The 21,427-nt window shown below is 60.5% G+C and carries 14 protein-coding genes and 2 rRNA genes; 11 read left to right on the top strand and 5 right to left on the bottom strand.

The features are described 5' to 3' along the window. The first annotated feature begins 13 nt into the window (after positions 1-13). On the top strand, positions 14-2,716 hold the full coding sequence (locus AC0J41_RS27420) for a type I secretion C-terminal target domain-containing protein (protein ID WP_473016039.1): 2,703 nt from the start codon (positions 14-16) through the stop codon (positions 2,714-2,716). 148 nt (positions 2,717-2,864) lie between these two features. Continuing rightward, positions 2,865-3,203 carry a hypothetical protein gene (locus tag AC0J41_RS27415; RefSeq protein ID WP_025113506.1) on the top strand — a complete coding sequence of 113 codons (339 nt, stop codon included), beginning with the start codon at positions 2,865-2,867 and terminating at the stop codon, positions 3,201-3,203. A gap of 126 nt (positions 3,204-3,329) precedes the next feature. On the opposite strand, the gene lapD is transcribed toward AC0J41_RS27415, so the two are convergent. Both lapD and lapG read right to left on the bottom strand, forming a co-directional pair. Further along, complete coding sequence (gene lapD, locus AC0J41_RS27410) at positions 3,330-5,276, bottom strand: cyclic di-GMP receptor LapD (protein WP_473014091.1); 1,947 nt, start codon at positions 5,274-5,276, stop codon at positions 3,330-3,332. A 14-nt stretch (positions 5,277-5,290) separates the two neighbouring features. Beyond that, on the bottom strand, positions 5,291-5,983 hold the full coding sequence (lapG, locus tag AC0J41_RS27405) for a cysteine protease LapG (RefSeq protein ID WP_473014090.1): 693 nt from the start codon (positions 5,981-5,983) through the stop codon (positions 5,291-5,293). A gap of 196 nt (positions 5,984-6,179) precedes the next feature. On the opposite strand from lapG, the gene AC0J41_RS27400 reads away from it, so the two are divergent. The 5 genes from AC0J41_RS27400 (at position 6,180) to AC0J41_RS27380 (ending at position 13,257) form a co-directional block, all read left to right on the top strand. Continuing rightward, positions 6,180-6,890, top strand: coding sequence for a GntR family transcriptional regulator (locus AC0J41_RS27400; RefSeq protein ID WP_473014089.1), 711 nt, complete (start codon positions 6,180-6,182; stop codon positions 6,888-6,890). A gap of 768 nt (positions 6,891-7,658) precedes the next feature. Further along, positions 7,659-8,435 (top strand): DUF3050 domain-containing protein, encoded by a 777-nt coding sequence (locus tag AC0J41_RS27395; RefSeq protein WP_025113510.1) that lies wholly within the window; start codon positions 7,659-7,661, stop codon positions 8,433-8,435. After that, on the top strand, positions 8,432-9,361 hold the full coding sequence (locus AC0J41_RS27390) for a diiron oxygenase (protein ID WP_025113511.1): 930 nt from the start codon (positions 8,432-8,434) through the stop codon (positions 9,359-9,361). The genes AC0J41_RS27395 and AC0J41_RS27390 overlap by 4 nt, the downstream gene beginning before the upstream one ends. Before the next feature lie 13 nt (positions 9,362-9,374). Then, positions 9,375-12,767, top strand: a complete 3,393-nt coding sequence (locus AC0J41_RS27385; RefSeq protein ID WP_473014088.1) for a non-ribosomal peptide synthetase — start codon at positions 9,375-9,377, stop codon at positions 12,765-12,767. Between the two features lie 22 nt (positions 12,768-12,789). Next, complete coding sequence (locus AC0J41_RS27380; protein ID WP_025113513.1) at positions 12,790-13,257, top strand: SRPBCC family protein; 468 nt, start codon at positions 12,790-12,792, stop codon at positions 13,255-13,257. Positions 13,258-13,403: 146 nt separating this feature from the next. Here the strand turns inward: AC0J41_RS27380 and AC0J41_RS27375 are convergent, their stop codons facing one another. Then, a complete protein-coding gene (locus AC0J41_RS27375) occupies positions 13,404-15,284 on the bottom strand; it encodes a methyl-accepting chemotaxis protein (protein ID WP_025113514.1) in 1,881 nt (626 codons plus the stop codon). A gap of 329 nt (positions 15,285-15,613) precedes the next feature. Between AC0J41_RS27375 and AC0J41_RS27370 the strand changes: the two genes are divergently transcribed. From AC0J41_RS27370 to AC0J41_RS27355, 4 genes are all read left to right on the top strand, one after another. Further along, a complete protein-coding gene (locus AC0J41_RS27370) occupies positions 15,614-16,114 on the top strand; it encodes a sigma-70 family RNA polymerase sigma factor (RefSeq protein WP_473014087.1) in 501 nt (166 codons plus the stop codon). Further along, the gene (locus tag AC0J41_RS27365) at positions 16,114-17,115 is read left to right on the top strand and encodes a FecR domain-containing protein (RefSeq protein ID WP_473014086.1); all 1,002 of its coding nucleotides are present in this window, start codon (positions 16,114-16,116) and stop codon (positions 17,113-17,115) included. The genes AC0J41_RS27370 and AC0J41_RS27365 overlap by 1 nt, the downstream gene beginning before the upstream one ends. Before the next feature lie 87 nt (positions 17,116-17,202). Beyond that, the gene (locus AC0J41_RS27360) at positions 17,203-19,704 is read left to right on the top strand and encodes a TonB-dependent siderophore receptor (protein ID WP_473014085.1); all 2,502 of its coding nucleotides are present in this window, start codon (positions 17,203-17,205) and stop codon (positions 19,702-19,704) included. A 78-nt stretch (positions 19,705-19,782) separates the two neighbouring features. Beyond that, positions 19,783-20,961 (top strand): PepSY-associated TM helix domain-containing protein, encoded by a 1,179-nt coding sequence (locus tag AC0J41_RS27355; RefSeq protein WP_473014084.1) that lies wholly within the window; start codon positions 19,783-19,785, stop codon positions 20,959-20,961. Positions 20,962-21,034: 73 nt separating this feature from the next. On the opposite strand, the gene rrf (AC0J41_RS27350) is transcribed toward AC0J41_RS27355, so the two are convergent. Next, positions 21,035-21,150, bottom strand: a 5S ribosomal RNA gene (gene rrf, locus AC0J41_RS27350). Between the two features lie 105 nt (positions 21,151-21,255). Continuing rightward, a 5S ribosomal RNA gene (gene rrf / locus AC0J41_RS27345) occupies positions 21,256-21,371 on the bottom strand. Positions 21,372-21,427: the final 56 nt, after the last annotated feature.

The following is a 21,427-nucleotide window of genomic DNA, read 5'->3' as shown; positions in this document are numbered from 1 at the left end:
CAAATTGCGCTTCATGCCGGATGCCAACGAGTCGGGCGTCAACGGTTACGGCGGCACCGGCGTGGGCAACAATCAGGCTGATTACGCGCAGATCAAATTCCAGCCAACCGACGGCCAACTGCTCGGCAACACCGGTACCGTGAAGATCGACATCACGCCAGTGGCGGATGCACCGACCGTGAGCGTGGCTGACAACAGCGTGAAATCCACTGGGCTGGTCAAGGAAGTCTGGACCGGCCTGCCGGGCCTTGGCACCAGCGGTAACGGCGCAGACTCGACCACGCTGAAAAACGTGATCGACGGCGCAGGCACCCCTAACTCCAGCGGCACCGTGACCAACGTCCAGTCCGACGGCAGCGTCGCAGCGGGTACGGCATCGAAAACCTCGGGCCTGATCTATCTGGAAGCCGGCAAGACTTACAGCTTCAGCGGCGTGGCCGACGACAGTCTGCTGATCACCATCGGCGGCAAGAGCGTGGCTTCGGGTACCTGGGGCGCGGGCGGCGCGATCAGCGGTTCGTTCACCCCGACCACCAGCGGCTACTACACGCTGGACATCTACCACCACAACCAGAGCGGCCCGGGCAGCTATGACGTGAACCTGTCGGTCAACGGCAGCACACCAATCGACCTGAGCAGCGGCGGCGTGCCGATCTACACCGGCGTGCAGGATCTGCTGAACTCTGGCGTGACCGTCTCCGACCTGCACGGCACTAACGGCGAAGGGTATTACGACGGCTACAAACTCAACACCGGCGCCGAAGGCACCACAGTGAAACTGTCGGCGATCAATACCGCCCTGACCGACACCGATGGCTCGGAAACCCTGAGCGTGAAGATCAGCGGTGCGCCGGTCGGCTCGGTACTCTCCGACGGTAACGGTCATACCTTCACCGTGACCGCGAGCAACGGTGAAGCCAACGTCACCGGCTGGAACCTCGGCAGCCTGACCGTGACCCCGCCAACCTACTACAACGGCCAGTTCAACCTGACCGTGACCTCGACCTCCACCGAACAGGTCGGCGGCTCGGCCAGCAGCACCGCGACCATTCCGGTCACCGTGGTGCCGGCGGTGTACAACGCCGTGGTCGGTACTTCTGGCGATGACACCTTCAGCGGCACCGATGGCAACGACATCATGGTTGCCGACATCGGCGGTCTGACCGTGGTGCCGGGCACCAACTACAACATCGCGTTCATGGTCGACAGCTCGGGCAGCATGAGCACCGCCTCGATCAACGCGGCCAAGGACTCGCTGACGTCGGTGTTCAACACCCTCAAGCAGAGCCTGGGCGGCAGCAACTCGGGCACGGTGAACATCTTCCTGGTGGACTTCGATACCCAGGTCAACAAATCGGTGTCGGTGAACCTCAACGACGCGAACGCGCTGACCAAGCTCAAAGCCGTACTCGATTCGATGACCTCCGGCGGCGGTACCAACTACGAGGACGTGTTCAAGACCACGGCCAACTTCTTCCAGAGCACCGAAGCAGTGGCCAACACCGGGGCGAAGAACCTCACGTACTTCATCACCGACGGCCAGCCGACCTACTACCAGAGCGGCGAGCAGACCAACCCGACGCTGTATGGCAGTGTGAAGCTCGACAGCGTCGTGACCACCTCCAACTACAAGCCGGGCGACACGTTCAGCACCTATATCGACAGCACCCACTACCTGACCATCAGCAGCGCCGGGGCCGTCGTCCTGCAAACGTTGAAGAACGGCAGCTGGAGCTGGAGCAACGTTGGCACCATCCACGCTCAGGGCGATGGCACTTACGAGCTGTCGAGCCTGGCGGGCAGCGGCAGCAGCACCACATCGGCCACCACCGATAACGCCAACAGCAGCTTCGCGTTGCTCAGCGGCCTGTCGAACGTCGAAGCCATCGGTATCAACAGCGGTGTCAGCCTCAACGACCTGAAACCGTATGACTCGGATCACTCGCCACAGACCAACATCGATCCGAAGGACCTGGCGAACTCGATCATCGGCCACACCGAAGCGACGATGCCGGGCAATGACACCGTCAGCGGTGGCGACGGCAACGACATCCTGTTCGGCGACCTGGTGAGCTTCAATGGCATTGCCGGCGAGGGTTATCAGGCGATGCAGGCGTTCGTCGCGCAGCAGACCGGCGTCGATGTCAGCAAAGTCACCACCAGCAACGTGCACCAGTACATCACCGAGCACTATCAGGCGTTCGATGTGTCCGGTTCGCACGATGGCAACGACACCCTGTTGGGCGGCGGGGGCAATGACATCCTGTTCGGCTCTGGCGGCAATGACCTGCTTGATGGCGGCAAAGGCAATGACATCCTGCTCGGCGGCACCGGCAACGACACGCTGATCGGCGGCCAGGGCAACGATATCCTGATTGGTGGTTCCGGTGCCGACACCTTCGTCTGGAAGGCGGGCGACACCGGCAACGATGTGATCAAGGACTTCAACGCCAGCGAAGGCGACCGCATCGATCTGCGCGACCTGTTGCAGGGCGAGACCGGCAGCACCATCGACAACTTCCTGAAGATCACCACGGTCGACGGCGTGTCGTCGCTGCAAGTCAGCTCCGGCGGCAAGTTCAACTCCGGCGACGCGGCAGCCGCCACCCCGGACGTGACGATCAAACTGGAAGGCAACAACTGGTCAAGCGCCAATATTCACAACCTGATTGCCGGCAGCGACCCGACCATCAAGGTCGACCACAACAACAGCTGATGCGTGAACAAAACGGCCGCCCCCCTGGGGCGGCCGTCACGTTTGCGCCTATCGCACCGGTGACGATTTCGTCGCCGCACCGCATACTCGCGTGCAGTTGGCCTATGCTGCTGACAGCATGACGCTGGTTCTTTCTGAGGGATGCTCAATGTTTTACGTGCAACGCGATGCGCAGGGTCAGTTGATTCGCGTGGAAGCTGCGGCCTACGCCGAGGCCACGGAAACGCTGCCGGCCGACCACCATGAAATCCAGGCCTGGTTCGCCAACGCGGCCGTGGAAAACAGCCTCAAACAGCTCAAGCAGAGCGACTTTGAAATGATTCGGGTACTCGACGACCTGATTCAGGTGCTGACCCAGAAAGGCGTGATCCGGGTCACCGACCTGCCGCCAGCGGCGCAGGCCAAGTTGATGGATCGGACCCAGGCGCGGGAAGCGCTGGGCGGGCTGAGCCAGTTGATCGATGAAGATGAGAGCGGGCTGATCTGATCCGCGATCTTCGGCGACTGGACTGACCCCTTCGCGAGCAAGCCCGCTCCCACATTGGAATGCATTTCAAATGTGGGAGCGAGCCTGCTCGCGAAGACGGCATCACTGAGACCAACGCTCCAGGGTTTACTTCCAGGGCTTCGGCTCACCAAACAACTGCCCTTGCACCCCGTACAAACCCATCTCGCGAATCACCGACAACTCCCCTTCGGTCTCCACCCGCTCGGCAATCAGCGGCAAGTCAATGCTGTGCGCCGCCCGCTGGATCGCTTCGATGAACAGACGCTTGTCACTCTCCTGATCGATCGCGCGAATGTAGCTGCCATCGATCTTCAAGTACGCCAGCCCCAGCCGCGCCAGGTTGCCGATCATGCTGAAGCGCCCGCCAAAGCGCTGCAGACTCAGTGAGAAGCCCAGCTCGCGCAGGCGCCGGGTCAGTTGCTCGAGCACTGCTTGCTCCGGCAATTGCTCCTCACCGATTTCCAGGGTCAGGCGCTCACCAAGGTTGGAGTGCGTACGCAAAATCTCGAACACTTTGTTCAGCGCCTGCGGATCGGCCAGGGTGGCCGAGGACAGATTCAGCGCCAGCAAATCCTCATGCTCTTTCATCTGCTCCAGCACGCGCTCGAGCATCAAGCGGTCCAGCCGCGCCGTCCAGCCGAAACGCTCAAGCCACGGCAGGAAACGCCCGGCCGGAATGGTCTGGCCCTGATCATCCAGCAGCCGCGACAGCACCTTGTAATGCAGCACCAGTTGCGTGTCCTGGGCGGCCACCACCGGTTGGAAGTACAGCTCGAAACGCTGCTGATTCAGCGCCTGATCGAGCAAGCGATGCCAGGCATGATGATCGTCGCCGACATCCGCCACCAGGCTCTGATCAATACACGCCCAGTTCTGCTCGCCCTGCCCCTCGGCCTGCGCCAGCGCCTGATCGCCGAGGGTCAACACCGCTTGCGGCGAGTCACCGTGAGCGAAGGGCGCCAGGCCGATGGAGGCCACGGCCGGCACATCCGTGGCACCGGTGGCGTGCAGGCTGCTCAGCGCACTGTCGAGGTTCTGTGCCAGTTGCAGCGCTTCTTCGCGCACCAGCCCCGGTGCCAGTACGGCGAACTCACCGCCGCGAATCCGCGTGACGAGGTTCTGGGTTTCCGGGTATTTGGCGCATTCGCGGGACAGTTGTTCGCCAACTGCTTTCAACAGTTCATCGGTGCGCTGCCCGCCCAGGCGCTGGTTGAGCCCGGCCAGATCCTTGACCCGCAACAACAGCAGGTAACCGGAGCTGGCCTGCTCGGGGTTGCTCACCCGGTTGTGCAGCTGCATCTCGAAATAGCGTCGGTTGGCAAGCCCGGTGAGGTTGTCCTGATACGACTCGGCGCGCAGTTTTTCACTGCGCTCGGCCTGCTCCTGGAACAGCGCCTTGAGCTTCTCGACCATCTGGTTCATCGCCTGCACCACGCGCCGCAGTTCAGGGGTGCGCGGCAGCTCCGGCAGGCTGAGGAATTCGCGCCGGGCGATGGCGTGGGACTGCTTGACCATGTAATCGAGCGGGCGCAATTGCCGGCGCAGCAGCAGCGCACCCAGCACCGCACTGACCGCGCCACACAGCAACAGCCAGCCGAGACTGCCCAAGGCGCTCTGCCACAGCTTGGCCACGGCGAACATCGGGTGGCTGACCACCTCGACCCTCGCTGCCTGCTCCCAGCCACGGCTGACCAGGGCATCGCCACCGGCCGGTTCCAGGCCGATCAGTTTGACGAACCAGTCCGGCACATTGCTCACCGCGGGAATGCCACTGCGCTCGACGATGGTCTTGTCGGTTTTCAGGTCGACCACGCGGATGCTCGCGTAATAACCACTGTCGAAAATCGAACTGACCAGCAGCTCGACCATCGCCGGGTCGTCGATATTCGGCGTCAGCGACAACGCCAGCGCCGTGGCGGCGTCCTGGGCGTGGGAACGCAACTGGTTGACGTACTGGGTGCGCGAGCTCTCCAGACTGACCATGAAGCTGCCGGTGAAGGCGACCACCAGGAACAGACAGATAGCGATCAACAGCTGTTTGAACAAAGACATCTGAGCGCGTGCTCCTAGTTAGTCGTTTCGACCGGGAAACCTTCGGCCTGCATTTTCTTCAGCACATCCTGCCAGCGCGACAGGCGTTTGGTGTCACTGACCTTTTTGTTGCCCTTGGCCCCCGGCAGGTACAGACCTTCGGCATTGAAAGAGTAGACCGGCAGCAGGTCGGTCCGCTGGGAAGCCGGCTGGATCGGATCGATCAGGCTGTCGAGCACCAGCGGCATGGCATCGGGGGTGGCGTAGTAAGTCAGCACCATGTGCGCGCGATTCTGGCGCAGTGCCTTGACGTAGGTGATGCGCAGCTTGTCACTGGAGACCCCGAGATGACGCAGGCTGAAATACTTGGCGATCGCGTAGTCTTCGCAATCGCCGGCGCCTTTCCACAACGCTTCGATGGGCGTCTCCCAATAATCGACCTGCCCCCACAGATCGATATCCTCTACATAGCGCATCTGTTTGTTGAAAAACAGGTTCACCACCTTGAGCTTTTCCATCTCGCTGACCTGTTTCTGCGTGGCCAGCAGGTTTTGCCAGGCATCGATCCGCTGCTGCCCGGCGCCCAGCGGCCCGTACAGCACTGTGGCCTTGCGGCTGATCGCGGAAAAATCCCAATCGGCATGCAGGCCGCCCAGCATGACGCCGGCCAGCAGCAGTGCGCAGCCTAGCCAGCGCAGAGTCCGGGGGATCGCGAAACGTACCGCCACAGCAGGTTTCCAGAGGGCAGGAGGGAAAGCGTTTGATGGTGAAGCTTAGCCCGGCAAAAAACAATGGCACCCTGAGATCATCGCCATCGCGCTAAACTTCACACAGGACAGCAATCCTTTACATGGTTTGACAACTTGTAAAGCAATCACTAGTGTCTTTGGATCCAAATTCCGTGGTCATTCAGGGTGAGTAGTTGTGACACAGAAGCCCAAACCGCTGCACAGCATCAAAGTCGATGCGCCGATTCCCGCACACCTCGCCCGCTCGATCATTGAAGAAACCCTGCGCTCGGCGATCCTTGACGGTCGCTTGCCGTGCGGCACTGCCCTGCGTCAGCAGGACCTGGCCGACCTGTTCGGGGTCAGTCGCATGCCGGTGCGCGAGGCCCTGCGCCAACTCGAAGCGCAGGAACTGCTGAGCGTCACCACCCACAAGGGCGCCGTGGTTGCGCCGCTGATTCAGGGCGACGCCACCGAAACCTACGAGTTGCGGATCCTCCTCGAATCCGAAGCCATGCGCCAGTCGATCCCGCTACTGACCAGCGCCGATCACGCGCGCGCCGCCAGTTATATCGAAGAACTCGAAACCCAGCACGACTACACCGAAATCGGTCGGCTCAATCGCCTGTTCCACATGGCCTTGTACAGCAAGGCGCCGAACCAGCGTCTGCTGCGCCTGGTCGAAGACGGGCTCAACGAGGAGGAGCGCTTTCTGCGTTTCAACCTTGAGGCCATGGGCCTGGGCAAACTGTCCCAGGAAGATCACCGCGCCATGCTCCAGGCCGTGATCGAGCGCAATGTCGAGCTGTCGGTGAAACTGCTGACGCAGCACCTCAACCGTGGCGTCGACGTGATCACCCGTTTCCTCGCCAGCCCTGCCGGACAAAACCGCAAGGCCATACGCTGACACCCTCCACGCCGGTCTCGGGCCCTTGCGCCTGACCGGCGAATAACCCGCTTACAAATCCTCTCGACGCTGCGCCGCAAACCGGCTGGCGGATCGCCCTGTTCGCTCTAACCTCCCTGCGCCGGTTCACCCGGCAGTGCACCTCGCCGCGGACGAATCGGTCATAGCCGTCCCGCCAATTTACCCGCACTCTTTAACGGCCAACCCATGAAGAACGGGCGACGCACCGCACCGCCGGCGCAGTCCCCGCACCAGGAACCTACGGAAGGAGCCTTGCCACGGGAAAAAAGGAAGTTACGGCGCCGTTCCCGGCCAACTTTCATTCCTATACATCACTTCAATCTCTGCATCTGAAAGTTGCTTTGAGTGAGGCATTCACTCTTGTATTCAATTTTGGCCTTTATTTGCCGAAAGGAGCAACTACGCCCAAGTAAAACTTAAATTAAAAGTCTTACCAGGCCGACTCATATCTAAAAAACAGCAAACTAAAAATAATTAAAAATAAACTTGTTAAGTTATTTAATGATGTATTAGCTTTTCCTCGCCGAGCAGGGATAGCCCCGCAAACACGGCACAGCTCAGCAGTCAGGCTACGACACCGGCAAATAATTGCCAGGCTTTGGCCCAGAGCCTTTCAAGCACTTTTCAAACTTTCATCCATCCGATTGAGGCCCGCGCTCGCCAATAGAAAATGTTTCAGACTTATTGAATCCGCGTTGATGCACTGAACGAGCAACTCCCTCTATTCCAATAACACCGAGGTTCGCCATGATGCCAACTAAAGAACAACTCGCCCTGAAAAAAGCTCAATTGAGCGTTCACCCGATCTTCACTGAGATCGATTCGCTATCGGTACTGCGCCGGTTCATGGAATCCCACGTCTTCGCCGTATGGGACTTCATGTCGCTGACCAAGCGCCTGCAACAGGAACTGACTTGCACGCGGCTGCCATGGCTACCACCGCGCGATCCGCATGCCGCACGCCTGATCAATGAAATCGTGCTGGGCGAGGAGTCCGACGACCGTCCCGCCCACGGCCATTACAGCCATTTCGAACTGTACCTGGACGCCATGCGTGAAGTCGGTGCGAGCACCACGGCGGTCGAACGGTTTGTCGCGCTGCAACAGGAAGGCGTGAGCTATGACGTCGCTCTGCAAAGCGTCGAGGTCGACCCGGCCGCGGCGAAATTTGTCCGCGAGACCCTGCTCACCGCACTGCACGCACCGGGCCACAGCGTTGCCGCCGCCTTTCTGCATGGCCGCGAGAGCGTGATCCCGCCGATGTTCCAGCGCATTCTCGATGACTGGGGGATCGGCATCGAACAGGCACCGACCTTTCGCTATTACCTGGAACGCCACATCGAAGTCGACTCCGAGGATCATGGTCCGGCGGCGGAGCAACTGCTGGAGCGCCTGGTCGATGGTGATCCGCAGCGTGAAGCCGAGGTCTACGCCAGCGCCATCGCTGCAGTGGAAAGCCGAATCGCCCTGTGGGACGGCCTGCGCGTGAGCATGCGCGAACCCTTGGCGGAGGTGGCCCAATGAATGCCGCCGATTACCAATCCTTCGCCGACGCCTGGGAAAGCCGCGCCACCATCCGCACCCGGCCACGACGCGTGCTGGAAGACGATGAACGCCTGATCTACCCGCTAAGCCGACAGCCCCTGGTGCTGAGCGAAACCTTCCTGCGCGAATGCCCGCAACAACGGGATTTCGCGCTGGTGCAGACGCTGTACAAATTCATCAACGATGTGGTGATTTTCGAAACCGAGATCGTCGACAAGACCGCGCGCAGCATCGCCAAGAATCGCTTCGCCGTGGCGTTCCCGTTCGCCTGTCGCTACGACGCCATGACCGTGGTGGTGGACGAGGATTACCACGCGCTGGTGGCGATGGATTTCATGCAACAGACCGTGGCCATGACCGGCATCGAGCCGATCGAACTGCCCAATGAAATCGAACTGAGCCGGGCGATTCCTGCCGCAGTGGCACTGGCGCCAGAGCACCTGCGCAGCGCGGTGGAACTGATCTGCGTGGCCATCGCCGAGAACACCGTGACCGGCGACGTCGCGGCGTTCGCCCGGGACGACACGGTCAAGCCGTCAATCAAGGGCCTGATGGCCGATCACCTGCTGGATGAGGGCCGGCACTCCAGCTTCTGGGCGCGGATGGTGCGTATCTATTGGCACACCGCCAGTGACGCCGACCGAGAAACCATCGCGCAGATCCTGCCGGTGTTCATCGGCCATTACCTGACCAACGACATTCAGAAGTCGTTCGATCTGCGCTTGATCGACGCCTTGCCGGTCAGCGATGCGGTGCGTCGTTCGCTCAAAGACGAGATGACCGGGCTGGCATTTCCGATCAATCGCCACCATCCGCTGGTAGGCAACATCGTGCGGTTTTTCCACAACAGCTCGCTGCTCGACACGCCCTGCGTGCAGCACGCCTTGCGTGACTATCTGGTTTGATGAGGAGGCCGACATGAGACGTCTCGACATTTTGCTGATTGGTGCCAGCCAGGCCATGACCGACCTGGCGCAGGAACTCGAACAACACGGTCACTCTTTGCTGCGTAGCGGCGCGGCGCAATCGACGGTGGATCTGATCATCGACGACGGCTTCATCGGCGCCGGCGATTTCTGCGCTATCCCGCATCTGCATTTGCGCCTGGGTATCGGTGCGCCGAGCATTGGCGGCTTGCCGACGCTCGACCTGCTGTGTTTCCTCGGCTCGTCACTGATCAGCCGCGTGCCGATTGGCGATGAGCCGTCCGGCAACGGTCAGGCACTGCGTCAGCGGGTGCTGACGCATGTGGTTGACGAAGTCGCGTTGCTGGTCAGCCGCTTCTCCCGCGATGCCGAGTATTTCCAGCAGGCGACGCCCGCCACGGCGCCGGACTTCGAACAGGTGGAAGACCTGCTGTTTCTCGACAGCCTGGCCTACGTCCATCGCCTCAACGCCACGGCGCATCCGGCGCTGTTGCAACAGGCGCAGACGCCGCTGATCGAACGCCTGCAACGCAGCCTGATCGAACATGCCGAGCGACCGGCGCTGCACCTGGCCGAGCAGTCGCTCAGCTATCGCCAGTTGCACGCGCACAGCCGTGCGATCCAGCAACGTCTGCAGCCGTTGCTCGAGCAACATCCGCAGCCGTGGGTCGTCGGCATTTGCCAGCCGAAAAGCCCGGCGCTGTTCGCCTCGATTCTGGCCGTGCTCGGCAGTGGCGCGGTGTATCTGCCGCTGGAGCCGAGCCATCCGTTGCAGCGCCAGCAATACATCCTGCACAACGCCGGCGCGGTGTTGTTGCTGCATGACGGTGAGCATCCGCTCGGTGAGTCGATGCCGGGGCTGGATGTCAGTCGTATCGACAGCGCGGACGCGGATCTCAGCCAACCGCTGATGCGCCAGCGCCCGCCACTCGACGCACCCTGCATGGCGCTTTACACCTCTGGCACCACCGGCCATCCGAAGGGCGTGCTGCTGAGCCAGGCGAACCTCGCGCATTTCACGGCGTGGTACGCCGATTACGTGCAGTTGCGCGCTGAAAGTCGGGTCTTGCAGTTCTCGTCGCTGAGTTTCGATTCTTCGCTGATCGATATCTTTCCGACGCTGCTCAAAGGCGCCGAACTGGTGGTGCCCGACGACACTCAACGCCGCGATCCACTGCAGCTGGTGGCGTTGATCCGCCGTCGGCAACTGACCCACGCGTTTCTGCCGCCGGCGCTGCTGAGCATCCTGCCCCTGGAGCAACTGCAAGGGGTGGAAGTGATGACCGGCGGCGACGTCTGCGAGCCCTTTGTCATCGAGCAACTGACCCGTCAGGGCAAGCTGCACAATCTCTACGGCCCCACCGAGGCCACGGTGCTGATCACCGCCCGGCCACTCAAGCCGGGTGACAGCAACCGCACCCTCGGCGCGCCGATTGCCAACAGTCAGGTGCTGATTCTCGACGACGATCTGCAACCGGTGCCGGAACACACCGTCGGCGAATTGTTCATCGTCGGCCCCGGCGTCTGCCTCGGCTATCTGAACAATCCGCAGCAGACCGCCGAGCGCTACCTGACCCTGCAACTGCCGCACGGCCAGACATTGCGGGTCTACCGCAGCGGCGACATGGCCAAGTGGGGCGCGCACGGTATCGAGCTGTGCGGGCGGCGCGACAATCAGGTGAAGATCCGTGGTTTCCGGGTTGAGCCGGAAGAGATCGAGCGCTGCCTGCGCGAGAGCCAGTTGTACCGTCAGGTGGCGGTGGTGATCGACAGTCAGCGGCGGATTCTGGCGTTCCTCGCCCAGCCGCAATCAGACGCTGCCCGCGAGGCACTGAAGGCCCATGCCCAGCAGTTTCTGCCGGACTATATGCAACCAGTGGCGTGGACCGAGCTGCCGCACATGCCGTTCGCCAGCAACGGCAAGGTCGATCGCAAGGCCTTGCTGGAGCTGCCGGTGAGCGTGCAGGACAGCGGCCCGAAGTGCCTGCCGGCGAATGCCGACGAAGCACTGTTGCTGGAGATCTGGGCGGAGCTGCTGGAGCTGCCCGGCAGCGATATTTCCACCGACGAAAGCTTCTTCAACCTCGGTGGTCACTCGATTCTGCTGTCGCGCATGTTGCTGCGTTTGCGTGAGGAGTTCGGGCGCAGCATCTCGATCAACCGTTTCATCGAACAACCGACCATCATCAAGCTCGCGACGCTGGTGCGCGGTACCGATGACAGCGCGGTGCTCAGCGCCCAGGCCATGGCCGACGCCGAGCGCCCACTGGACATCGAACCGCTGCCAATCAGCCGCCTGGGCGATGTGCACAAGGTGATCGTCACCGGCGCCAACAGCTTTGTCGGCGTGCACATCGTCGAAGCGCTGCTCGGCTGGGGCGCCAGCGAAGTGGCGTGTCTGGTGCGTGACGGTGGCGGGCAAACGGCGGCGCAGCGGTTTGCCCAGGCGTTGCGCGAGAACCGTCTCGAGCATCTGGACTTGAGTCGGGTGCGAATCTATTCGGCAGACATCACTCGCCCGCAACTGGGCTTGGCCGACGACGATTATCAGCGCCTGGATCGAGAGTTCGGCGCACTGGTGCACAACGCTGCCAACGTCAATCACGTACTCGATTACGAGTCGCTGGCAGCGGATAACGTCGAGCCGATCTTCGAGCTGCTGCGCCTGTGCGAAGGGCGCAGCAAAAAGGTCTTCAACTTCGTCTCGACGCTGTCGGCGTCAAGCACGGTCGATGGTGAAGGCCGCGTACTCGAATTGCCCGCTGCAGCGACCCCGCCGATCTACATCCGCAACGGCTACAACCTGTCGAAATGGGTCGGCGAGCGCATCCTTGAACGGGCCCGCGAGCGCGGGGTGTGGGTCAACCTGTATCGCCCCGGCAACATCAGTTTCAACAGCCTGAGCGGCGTCTGCCAACCGCACAAGAACCGTTTGATGCTGATGCTCAAAGGCTCGATCCAGCTCGGTCAGGTCCCCGCCTTTGCGCTGAATTTCGACCTGATGCCGGTGGACTTTCTCGCCCGCTTCATCGCCTTCCACGCCAGCCGTTACTCGACCGGGCGTGCGGTGTTCAACCTGCACAACCCCGAGCCGCTGAGTTGGGATGCCTACGTCGCCTCGTTCCGCGAAACCGGCAGCGAATTCGCACTGGTCAGCGTGGCCGACTGGCAGCAGCAACTGGGCCGGGTCGATGCTGACAACGCGCTGTTCGGCGTGCTCGGTTTCTACCTCAACGGCTTCGAGGAGGACATCGGCGACATCTCCCTGATCGGTCATGCCAACGCCGAGGCCGTCGTGCAGCAAATGGGTGCGCAATACCCGGAAAAATCCGCGGCACTGCTGCGTCGCGGCTGCGATTACCTGAAACAGATCAACTTCATCTAGTTCAACCAAAAGGAGCAACACCATGAGCAATCTGCAACCTGACACCCTGATCAAAAACCCGCACGGCTGCCACGTTATGTCTTCGGTGGAGGTGCCGGCGGACGCGGCGCAGGTCTGGGCGGTGGTCGGCAATTTTGGCGGTTTCGAGCGCTTTATTCCGGCGCTGTCACACATCGAGATGACCGGCGAAGGCGTGTCTTCGCTGCGCAAGAAATTCTTCAAGGACGGCAACGTGGTGGTTGAACAGCTCAACTCCCGCGATGAACAGGCGCGGGCCATGACCTGGACCACGATCTACAACACGTTAGGGGTGGCCAATCTGTGGGCGGCGATGAATGTGGAATCGCTGGGGACGGGTAAGTCGCGGGCGACCTGGACGATCATTGCCGAGCCGGCTTCAGGTGGAGAAGAAGCACTGCCGGGGTTCAAGGATTTCGTGCAGGGGTTTGCCGATGATGCGATGGGGAATGTGCTGAAGCTGTTTGTGTAAGGCTTCAGTTCTTTAGTGAATGAACCACCGCCTTCGCGAGCAAGCCTGCTCCCACATTTTGATCGCATTCCTTCAAGGGAAACACGGTCAACCTGTGGGAGCGGGCTTGCTCGCGAAGAACGCTAACGCGGTCTTCAATCCGACGATCAGATCTTGAAGCTGTCCACCAACTGCTTCAACCGGTTGGCCTGCTGCGACAACGCATCACAATCCTTCAACGTCTCGTTGAGGTTGGCGACGCTCTGCTGGTTCAACAGGTTGATCTGGTTGACGTCGACGTTGAGGGTTTCCACCACGGCGGTCTGCTCTTCGGTCGCGGCAGCCACCGACTGGTTCATGCCGTCGATCTCACCGATGCGCTGAGTCACGCTGACCAGTCGCAGGCCGGCCTGGTTCGCCACTTCAACGCTCTCTTCGCTGGACGCCTGACTGGCGTTCATGGTGGTCACGGCTTCGCGTGAACCGACCTGCAAGGAGGTGATCATCTTGTGGATCTCTTCTGCCGACTCCTGGGTGCGATGGGCGAGGTTGCGCACTTCGTCCGCCACCACCGCAAAACCACGTCCGGCTTCCCCGGCACGCGCCGCTTCAATGGCCGCGTTGAGGGCCAGCAGATTGGTCTGCTGCGAAATGCCTTTGATCACGTCGAGGATGTGGCCGATGTTGTCAGTGCTGGCATTCAGGGTTTCGATCTGGGTGCACGACAGGCTGATCTTCTGCGACAGCTCGGTCATCGCCTGGATGGTTTGCTCAACTACCTGACGGCCGTCATCGGCCTGCTCGCTCGCGCCGCTGGCGTGTTGCGAAGCATCGGCGGCGTTGCGGGCGATTTCCTGGGTGGCGGCGCCCAACTGATTGATCGCTGCAGCCACGCTGTTGGTGCGTGCACTTTGCTCGTCGGAACCAACGATCGAGGCGTTGGACGATGCCATCACCCGTTGCGACAAATCATGTACGTGACGGGTGGCCGACGACACTTCGGAAATCGACGCGTGAATCCGCTCGACGAACTGGTTGAACGAGCTGCCCAGTTCGGCGAACTCATCCTTGCCTTCCACGACCAGACGACGGGTCAGGTCGCCTTCGCCCTGGGCGATGTCCTGCATCGCACGGCCCATGGTGGTCAGCGGACGCATCAGGACGTTGATCAGCAGGCTCAGCAGCAGCGCGATGGCGGCGACCGCCACGAACATGGCGATCAGCGCCGAGGTACGGAATTGGCTGAGCGCCGCGTAGGCCTTGTCGCGATCGATCGACAGACCGATGTACCACTCGGCATTCGGCAAATCGCTGACCGGGGTGAACGACAGGATGCGTTCCTGACCGTTGAGCACCACGTTCTGGTTGCCCTTCTCGATGCGCACGCTGGAGTTCGGGTAGATGTCCTTCAGGTTCTTCATCACCTGATCCTTGTCCGGGCTGACGATCACCTGACCGTCGCCGCTGACCAGGAACGCATGACCCAAGCCACCGAAGTCCACCGAGTTGATGATCTTCACCAGGGTTTCCAGGCTCAGGTCACCACCGACCACACCGAGCAGCTCACCATTCTTTTTCACCGGCATGGCGATGGTCACCACCAGACCACCGACTGCGGCCATGTACGGCGGAGTCAGCATGGTTTTATCGGCGGCAACGGCTTGCTTGTACCAAGGGCGCTGACGTGGGTCGTAACCGTCCGGCATCTTCGCGTCCGGGCGCTGGGTGAACACACCGTTGGCCTGGCCGACGTAGGTGAACTGGAAGTTCGAGGTGAAGGCCGGTTGATCGACCAGCCCCGGGAAGTCGGCGTCCTTGCCCTGGTGAGCAACGTTCTGCGCGAGGTTTTCCAGTACCAGGATCCGCCCGCTCATCCAGTTCTGCACGCTGCTGGCGGTCAGATCACCGGCCTGCTGCACGGAGGACTGGAGGTTCTGGCGAATGGTGTTTCGCTGCAGATAGTCGTTGTAGAGGGTGAACAAAGCGAAAGCCAGGACCACGACGCCCGAGGCGGCCAACAGGATTTTATGGCTGAACTTGAGATTCATTTCATGGGACTTCTTATGCAAAAGTGGGGATGCGTTCCGGGATGCAACATTCCATGTAGCTCCAAATGTCCAATAGCTGGTAGGCAGCGTTCTGATGGCCGCTCTACTTTGGTGCACGCATGTCTCACCAGTCTGTCGGCACCATTTGCAGAAATCTTAGGGCTGTGTGGGAAATGCACGGCATTTCTGGCAGATTCCCGCCGAACGGCGTCCCAGAGCGCTCGCTGTCAGGTTTTTGAAGAACGTTATGCGAGAGGAGGTTGCAAAATTCACAGCCCTTGATAAAAATGCGACTAATTATCATTTGTGACGTTCGGGCTGTCGCGTTCATGTCCTCACCTGAGTTTGCAGTGCAGGCGCTTTACAGTAGTCATCACGGCTGGCTCAACGCGTGGCTGCGGACGCGGCTGGGCAATGCCGCGGATGCGGCGGATCTGGCGCAGGATACTTTCGTGCGCCTGTTGCAACGCACCGAACGCCTGGAGCTCAAGGCCCCGCGCGCTTTTTTGCGCACCATCGCCCGTGGTCTGGTGATCGACCATTGGCGCCGTGAAGAAATCGAACGCGCCTATCTCGAATCCATCGCCCATTTGCCCGAAGCCAAAATCCCGAGCGCCGAGGCCCGCGCCCTGGTGATCGAATTGCTCGAAAGCATCGCGCGCATGCTTGAAGGCTTGCGTCCGAAGGTGCGACAGGCGTTTCTGCTGGCGCAGTGCGAAGGCTTGACCCACAAGCAGATCGCCGAACAGATGGGCTTGTCGCTGCGCTCGGTGGAACGTTACGTCGCCGATGCGCTGTATAACTGCTACGTGTTGCGGTACGCAAGCTGATGCCTGTGGATAACCTCTCGGCAGGGCGCCGTGCCGAACCGCCGCAACAGGTGGTCAAACAAGCCATTCACTGGCTGCTGCGGCTGCGCAACAACCATGGAAATGCTCGCCTGAGCAGCCAGTGCGAGGCGTGGCGCGCCGAACATCATGAACATGAACTGGCCTGGCAGCGCGTGCAGTCGCTGCAGGCCGAGTTGAGCCATAACCTGCGCGCAGTGCCTGGCACTCAGGTGGCATTCAATACACTGGAAAACAGTGCACAGGGGCTCGGACGGCGACAGGCTTTGAAACTGTTGTCCGGCGCCTTGCTGACAGGTTCCGCCGCCTGGGTAGCCAAGGACACCTCGGCCTGGCAGCAATGGAGCGCCGACTACGCCACGGCGACCGGCGAACGCCGCGGCTTCCAGTTGCCCGACGGCACGCGGATCGAGCTCAATACCGCGAGCGCGGTGGATCTGGATTACACCGCGCAGCAACGGCTGATCAAACTCACTCGCGGCGAAATCATCGTCACTTGCGGCGGCAACGATCAAGGCGCGGCCTTCAACCGAGCGCTTCGCGTGCAAAGTCGTCACGGTACCTATGAACCGACTGATGCCCGCTTCATCCTCCGCCAGGAAAGCGATTGCACGCGGCTGAGCGTCACCACCGGGCGCGTGGCCATCCACAGCGGTGGCACCTCGGTTGAGGCGCTCGCCGGCCAGACTTACCTGATCGAGCACCACCGGGTACGCCTGGCACCGCCACCGGATATGGACGCGGGTGCGTGGGTCGACGGTTTGATCGTGACTCGCAATATGCGCCTGGGCGATTTTCTCAACGAGGTCGCACGTTATCGGCCGGGCTTCGTGACGTGTGCGTCGGCCGTGGCGGATTTGCGCCTGTCCGGCGTGTTTCGCCTGGAGGACACCGACAAGCTGCTGGCCATCCTGCCGCAGACCCTGCCGGTGCAATTGCGTTATCGCACCCGATGGTGGGTCACGCTGGAAGCAGTGGCCTGAAATTATTTTGGCGGGTTTTCGCGACAAGTCCGGCTTGGTCAGTAAGCACTTCAACTCAGCCTTTGCGACTTCCCACGGAAACCTACAATGACTGTCCGCATCACCTGTAAGAACCCTCTGAATTTCACTGCCGAATCGGGCCTGCTGCGCCACGCCATTCGCGCCGCCCTGCTCTCCACAGTTTTGGGCGCTGGTGTGCTGCCTGGCCTGAGCCTCGCCGCCAATACCAGTGAAGCGAGCAGTCATCGCTACAACATCGCCGCCGGCCCGCTGGGTGAGGCGCTGAACCAGTTTGCGCGCCAGGCTGGCATCACCCTGTCGATGACCCCGCAGCAAACGCAGGAGCGGCGGTCTCCGGGCGTGCAGGGCGAGTATTCAACCGACCAGGCGTTGCGCCATTTGCTCGGGGGCTCGGGCCTTGAAGCAGTGAGCGAGGATGGTAGCAGCTACATTCTGCATTCTGTCAGCGACAGCAACGCACTGGCGCTGCCAACCACCGATATCAAAGGCTTTGCCCTCGGCAACGCACTGGGCAGCATGGAAGGCTACAACGCCACCCACAGCCAGATTGCCACCAAGACCAGTACTGCGTTGCTGGAAACCTCGCAAAGCGTATCCGTGGTCACTCGCCAGCAAATGGACGACCAAGGCTCACAGACCGTCTCCCAGGCGATGCGCTATACCCCCGGGGTGCTGACCAACCCTTACGGCGCAACCCACCGCTACGACTACGTGGCAATGCGCGGCTTCAACGACGGTTCGGTGGACAACATCTACCTCGACGGCCTCAAGTCGATGGGCGACAGCGGCACCTACAGCACCATGCAGGTCGATCCGTATTTCCTCGAGCGCGTGGACATTCTCAAAGGTCCATCGTCGGTGTTGTACGGCCGTAGCTCGCCCGGTGGCCTGGTGGCGCTGACCAGCAAGAAGCCATTGTACGAGGCCTATCATCAGGTCCAGGCCACGGTCGGCACCCAAGGTCAGCGCGGGGTTGGTTTTGACTTCAGCGGCCCGGTCGATGACGACAAGCGCATTGCCTATCGTCTGACCGGTTTGACGGACCAGTCCGACACACAGTTCGACCACAACAAGGAAAAACGCTTCGCCCTCGCACCCACCTTGAGCATCGATTTCTCTGAAGACACTTCGCTGACGCTGCAGGCTTATCTGCAGCACGATCCGGATGGCGGCTACCACGGTGGCGTGCCGGCGGATGGCACGATTCATCAGCGCAATGGCAACCGTATCTCACCGCACTTCTTCGAGGGCGAGCCGGGGATTGACGGCTATTCGCGGGATCAGCAGTCGTTCGGCTATCAGTTCGAACATCGCTTCAATGATGTCTTCACCGCAAGACAGAACTTCCGTTACCTGGACTCCAAAGTGAACATGGATCAGGTCTACGCCTACGGCTGGACGACGCCGACCAGCAACGAACTGAACCGCTACTACACAGGCGGTGATGAACGCCTGCATGCGTTCATCATCGATAACATGCTGCAGGCCGAATTTTTCACCGGTGCCACCAAGCACACCGTGTTGATGGGCGCGGACTATCAGCGGCGCAAGACGGTGGTCGACTGGACCAGTGGCGGCCTGGCGCCGATCAATGCGTTCAATCCGATCTATGGCAACTCGGCGATCAACATGTACGGCGAGACCAGCTACCTGCGGCGTCTGGAACAAACCGGGGTGTACCTGCAAGACCTGATCGAGATGGACCAATGGCGCTTCTCGCTGGGCCTGCGTCAGGACTGGGTCGAGACCTCCGATGAAAACCGCATCGCCGAAGCAGGCCGCCCGCTGGGCACGCAAATCAATGACCGACGCACCAAGCTGACCGGCCGCGCGGGCGCGCTGTACCTGTTCGATAACGGCCTGGCACCGTACATCAGCTACTCCGAGTCGTTTAACCCGAACTCGTATGCCGATAGCGCCGGCAATCCGCTGCCGCCGACCGATGGGGCGCAGTGGGAAGTCGGCCTGAAGTATCAGCCACCGGGCACCGACAACCTGTTCACCGCTTCGCTGTTTCACATCGATCAGGAGAACCTGGCGACCAAACTGCCGCAGGAAAACTTCTACCGAGCTGTAGGCGCTGTCCGTTCGCAGGGTCTGGAGCTGGAAGCGCACATGCAGTTGACCGACAACCTGAAAGTACTCGGCAGCTATACCTTCACCGATATCGAGTACTCGAAGTCGATGGTCAGCACCCTGAGCACACCGACCGACGTGATCCAGAACAAAGGCAATTCGCCCACTCAGGCGCCGCGTCACATGGCGTCGTTGTGGGCGGACTACAAGTTCGACAGCGCGGCACTCGATGGCCTGCGTCTGGGCGGTGGTGTGCGCTATGTCGGCTACAGCTGGGCGGATGCGGAAAACACGCTGAAGGTGCCGTCCTACACTTTGTTCGACGCATCGATCGGCTATGACCTGGGCAAGGTCGGCTTGAAAGGCGTCGACGTGCGCCTGAATGCGAACAACTTGACCAACGAGTCTTACGTGGCCTCCTGCGCCAGTCTGAACTTCTGCTACATGGGTGAAGAGCGCAACGTCGCCGCCACGGTCAGCTACCAGTTCTAAGCCTTTGCCTTGTGCATAAAAAAGCCAGCCCCTGATTGTTCAGGGGGCTGGCTTTGTCGTCTCTGTGGGGAAGTTTTCATGCGCGCACTTTTGATCTTATTGCACCGCTATATCGGCCTCGCGACAGCGGTGTTTTTGCTGCTGGCCGCAATCACCGGAAGCATTCTGGCGTTCAATCATGAGCTGGATGAGTGGCTGAATCCGCAATTTTATGCAGCCTCTGCCGAGGGTCAGCGACTGCCTCCCGGGGCGTTGGTAGATGCTGTGCAAACGGCGCATCCGAGGCTGCAGGTCTGGTACATGGAATATCCGGACGAATCGGGGCATACCGCGTTATTGGCGGCTGTCCCGCGCAATAATCCGGCGACAGGCAAACCGTTTGATGCACGCAATCAGGTGTTCTATCTGGATCCGGTAAGTGCCGAGCAGAAAGGGCAACGTTACTGGGGCGAGTGCTGCTTTTCGCGGGAGAACTTCATCCCGTTCATTCTCGAGTTTCACTACAACCTGACGTTGCCTGGGAACTGGGGATTGTGGCTGATGGGCCTGGTGGCCATCGCTTGGGTGATCGATTGCTTCATCGCACTGTGGCTGACGCTTCCACGGGGCAAGCCGTTCTGGCAGAAGTGGTCGACAGCCTGGAAGATCAAGGGTGGCCACGCTTATCGGCTCAATTTCGACCTGCATCGGGCAGGAGGACTGTGGCTGTGGTTGTTGCTCCTGCCGATTGCAATCAGCAGTGTCGCGATGAACCTGCCGAGTCAGGTATTCAAACCGGCAGTGTCGTTGTTTTCGCCCATTGAACCGAGCGTGTATGAGGCTCGCGGACGAATGCCTCCTTCCGAGTTTGGGGGGACGCAGTTAAGTTATCAACAGGCGTACGAGAGAGCATCGCAGGAGGGGAAAAGACTAGGGCTGACAGTCGCCATCGGCGAGTTGTATTACAGCTTTGAGTACAACTTCTACGGTGCAGGATTTGGGCAACACGACACTCAAGCCCATGGCAAATCCTGGTTGTTCCTTCACGGTACCGACGGGCGATTAATAGGGCAGGAAATCGCTGGAAAAGGGACGTTGGGAGAGCGCTTTTATCGATTGCAGCTGCCGATACATGGCGGCCGGATCATTGGCTTTAGCGGGCAGGTGATGATCGCGGTGTTGGGTGTTCTGATTGCGGGACTGTCAGGGACTGGCGTCTATATCTGGTGGCGCAAGTGGCGGGCTCGGCGCATCAGCAAGGCTCGCAAAGCAGTCTGAAATCTGGATTTCCGGGACGCCCGAAACGACAAAACCCCTGTCTGCGTTAGCAAACAGGGGTTTTGGAATTTAATCTTGACGATGACCTACTCTCACATGGGGAAACCCCACACTACCATCGGCGATGCATCGTTTCACTTCTGAGTTCGGGATGGGATCAGGTGGTTCCAACGCTCTATGGTCGTCAAGAAATTCTGTATCTGGCCCGTCAACACGGTAACGTGCCAGCAAAAATGGGAACTTCTACTAAAACAAAACCCCAACTGCTTTCGCAATTGGGGTTTCGGAATTTAATCTTGACGATGACCTACTCTCACATGGGGAAACCCCACACTACCATCGGCGATGCATCGTTTCACTTCTGAGTTCGGGATGGGATCAGGTGGTTCCAACGCTCTATGGTCGTCAAGAAATTCGGTGTGCCGACTCGTCTTTCGACGCTTCAGCAAATTGGGTATGCGATAGT

This window comes from Pseudomonas sp. Arb-4-2C, assembly GCF_055755015.1.
This window is presented reverse-complemented; position numbering and strand designations above follow the sequence as displayed.

Excerpts from the sequence above, each read along its gene's own strand:
- AC0J41_RS27420 (WP_473016039.1), top strand. The coding sequence starts at position 14 with ATGCCGGATGCCAACGAGTCGGGCGTCAACGGTTACGGCGGCACCGGC.
- AC0J41_RS27415 (WP_025113506.1), top strand. The coding sequence starts at position 2,865 with ATGTTTTACGTGCAACGCGATGCGCAGGGTCAGTTGATTCGCGTGGAA.
- lapD (WP_473014091.1), bottom strand. The coding sequence starts at position 5,276 with ATGTCTTTGTTCAAACAGCTGTTGATCGCTATCTGTCTGTTCCTGGTG.
- AC0J41_RS27395 (WP_025113510.1), top strand. The coding sequence starts at position 7,659 with ATGATGCCAACTAAAGAACAACTCGCCCTGAAAAAAGCTCAATTGAGC.
- AC0J41_RS27390 (WP_025113511.1), top strand. The coding sequence starts at position 8,432 with ATGAATGCCGCCGATTACCAATCCTTCGCCGACGCCTGGGAAAGCCGC.
- AC0J41_RS27385 (WP_473014088.1), top strand. The coding sequence starts at position 9,375 with ATGAGACGTCTCGACATTTTGCTGATTGGTGCCAGCCAGGCCATGACC.
- AC0J41_RS27380 (WP_025113513.1), top strand. The coding sequence starts at position 12,790 with ATGAGCAATCTGCAACCTGACACCCTGATCAAAAACCCGCACGGCTGC.
- AC0J41_RS27375 (WP_025113514.1), bottom strand. The coding sequence starts at position 15,284 with ATGAATCTCAAGTTCAGCCATAAAATCCTGTTGGCCGCCTCGGGCGTC.
- AC0J41_RS27370 (WP_473014087.1), top strand. The coding sequence starts at position 15,614 with ATGTCCTCACCTGAGTTTGCAGTGCAGGCGCTTTACAGTAGTCATCAC.
- AC0J41_RS27365 (WP_473014086.1), top strand. The coding sequence starts at position 16,114 with ATGCCTGTGGATAACCTCTCGGCAGGGCGCCGTGCCGAACCGCCGCAA.
- AC0J41_RS27360 (WP_473014085.1), top strand. The coding sequence starts at position 17,203 with ATGACTGTCCGCATCACCTGTAAGAACCCTCTGAATTTCACTGCCGAA.
- AC0J41_RS27355 (WP_473014084.1), top strand. The coding sequence starts at position 19,783 with ATGCGCGCACTTTTGATCTTATTGCACCGCTATATCGGCCTCGCGACA.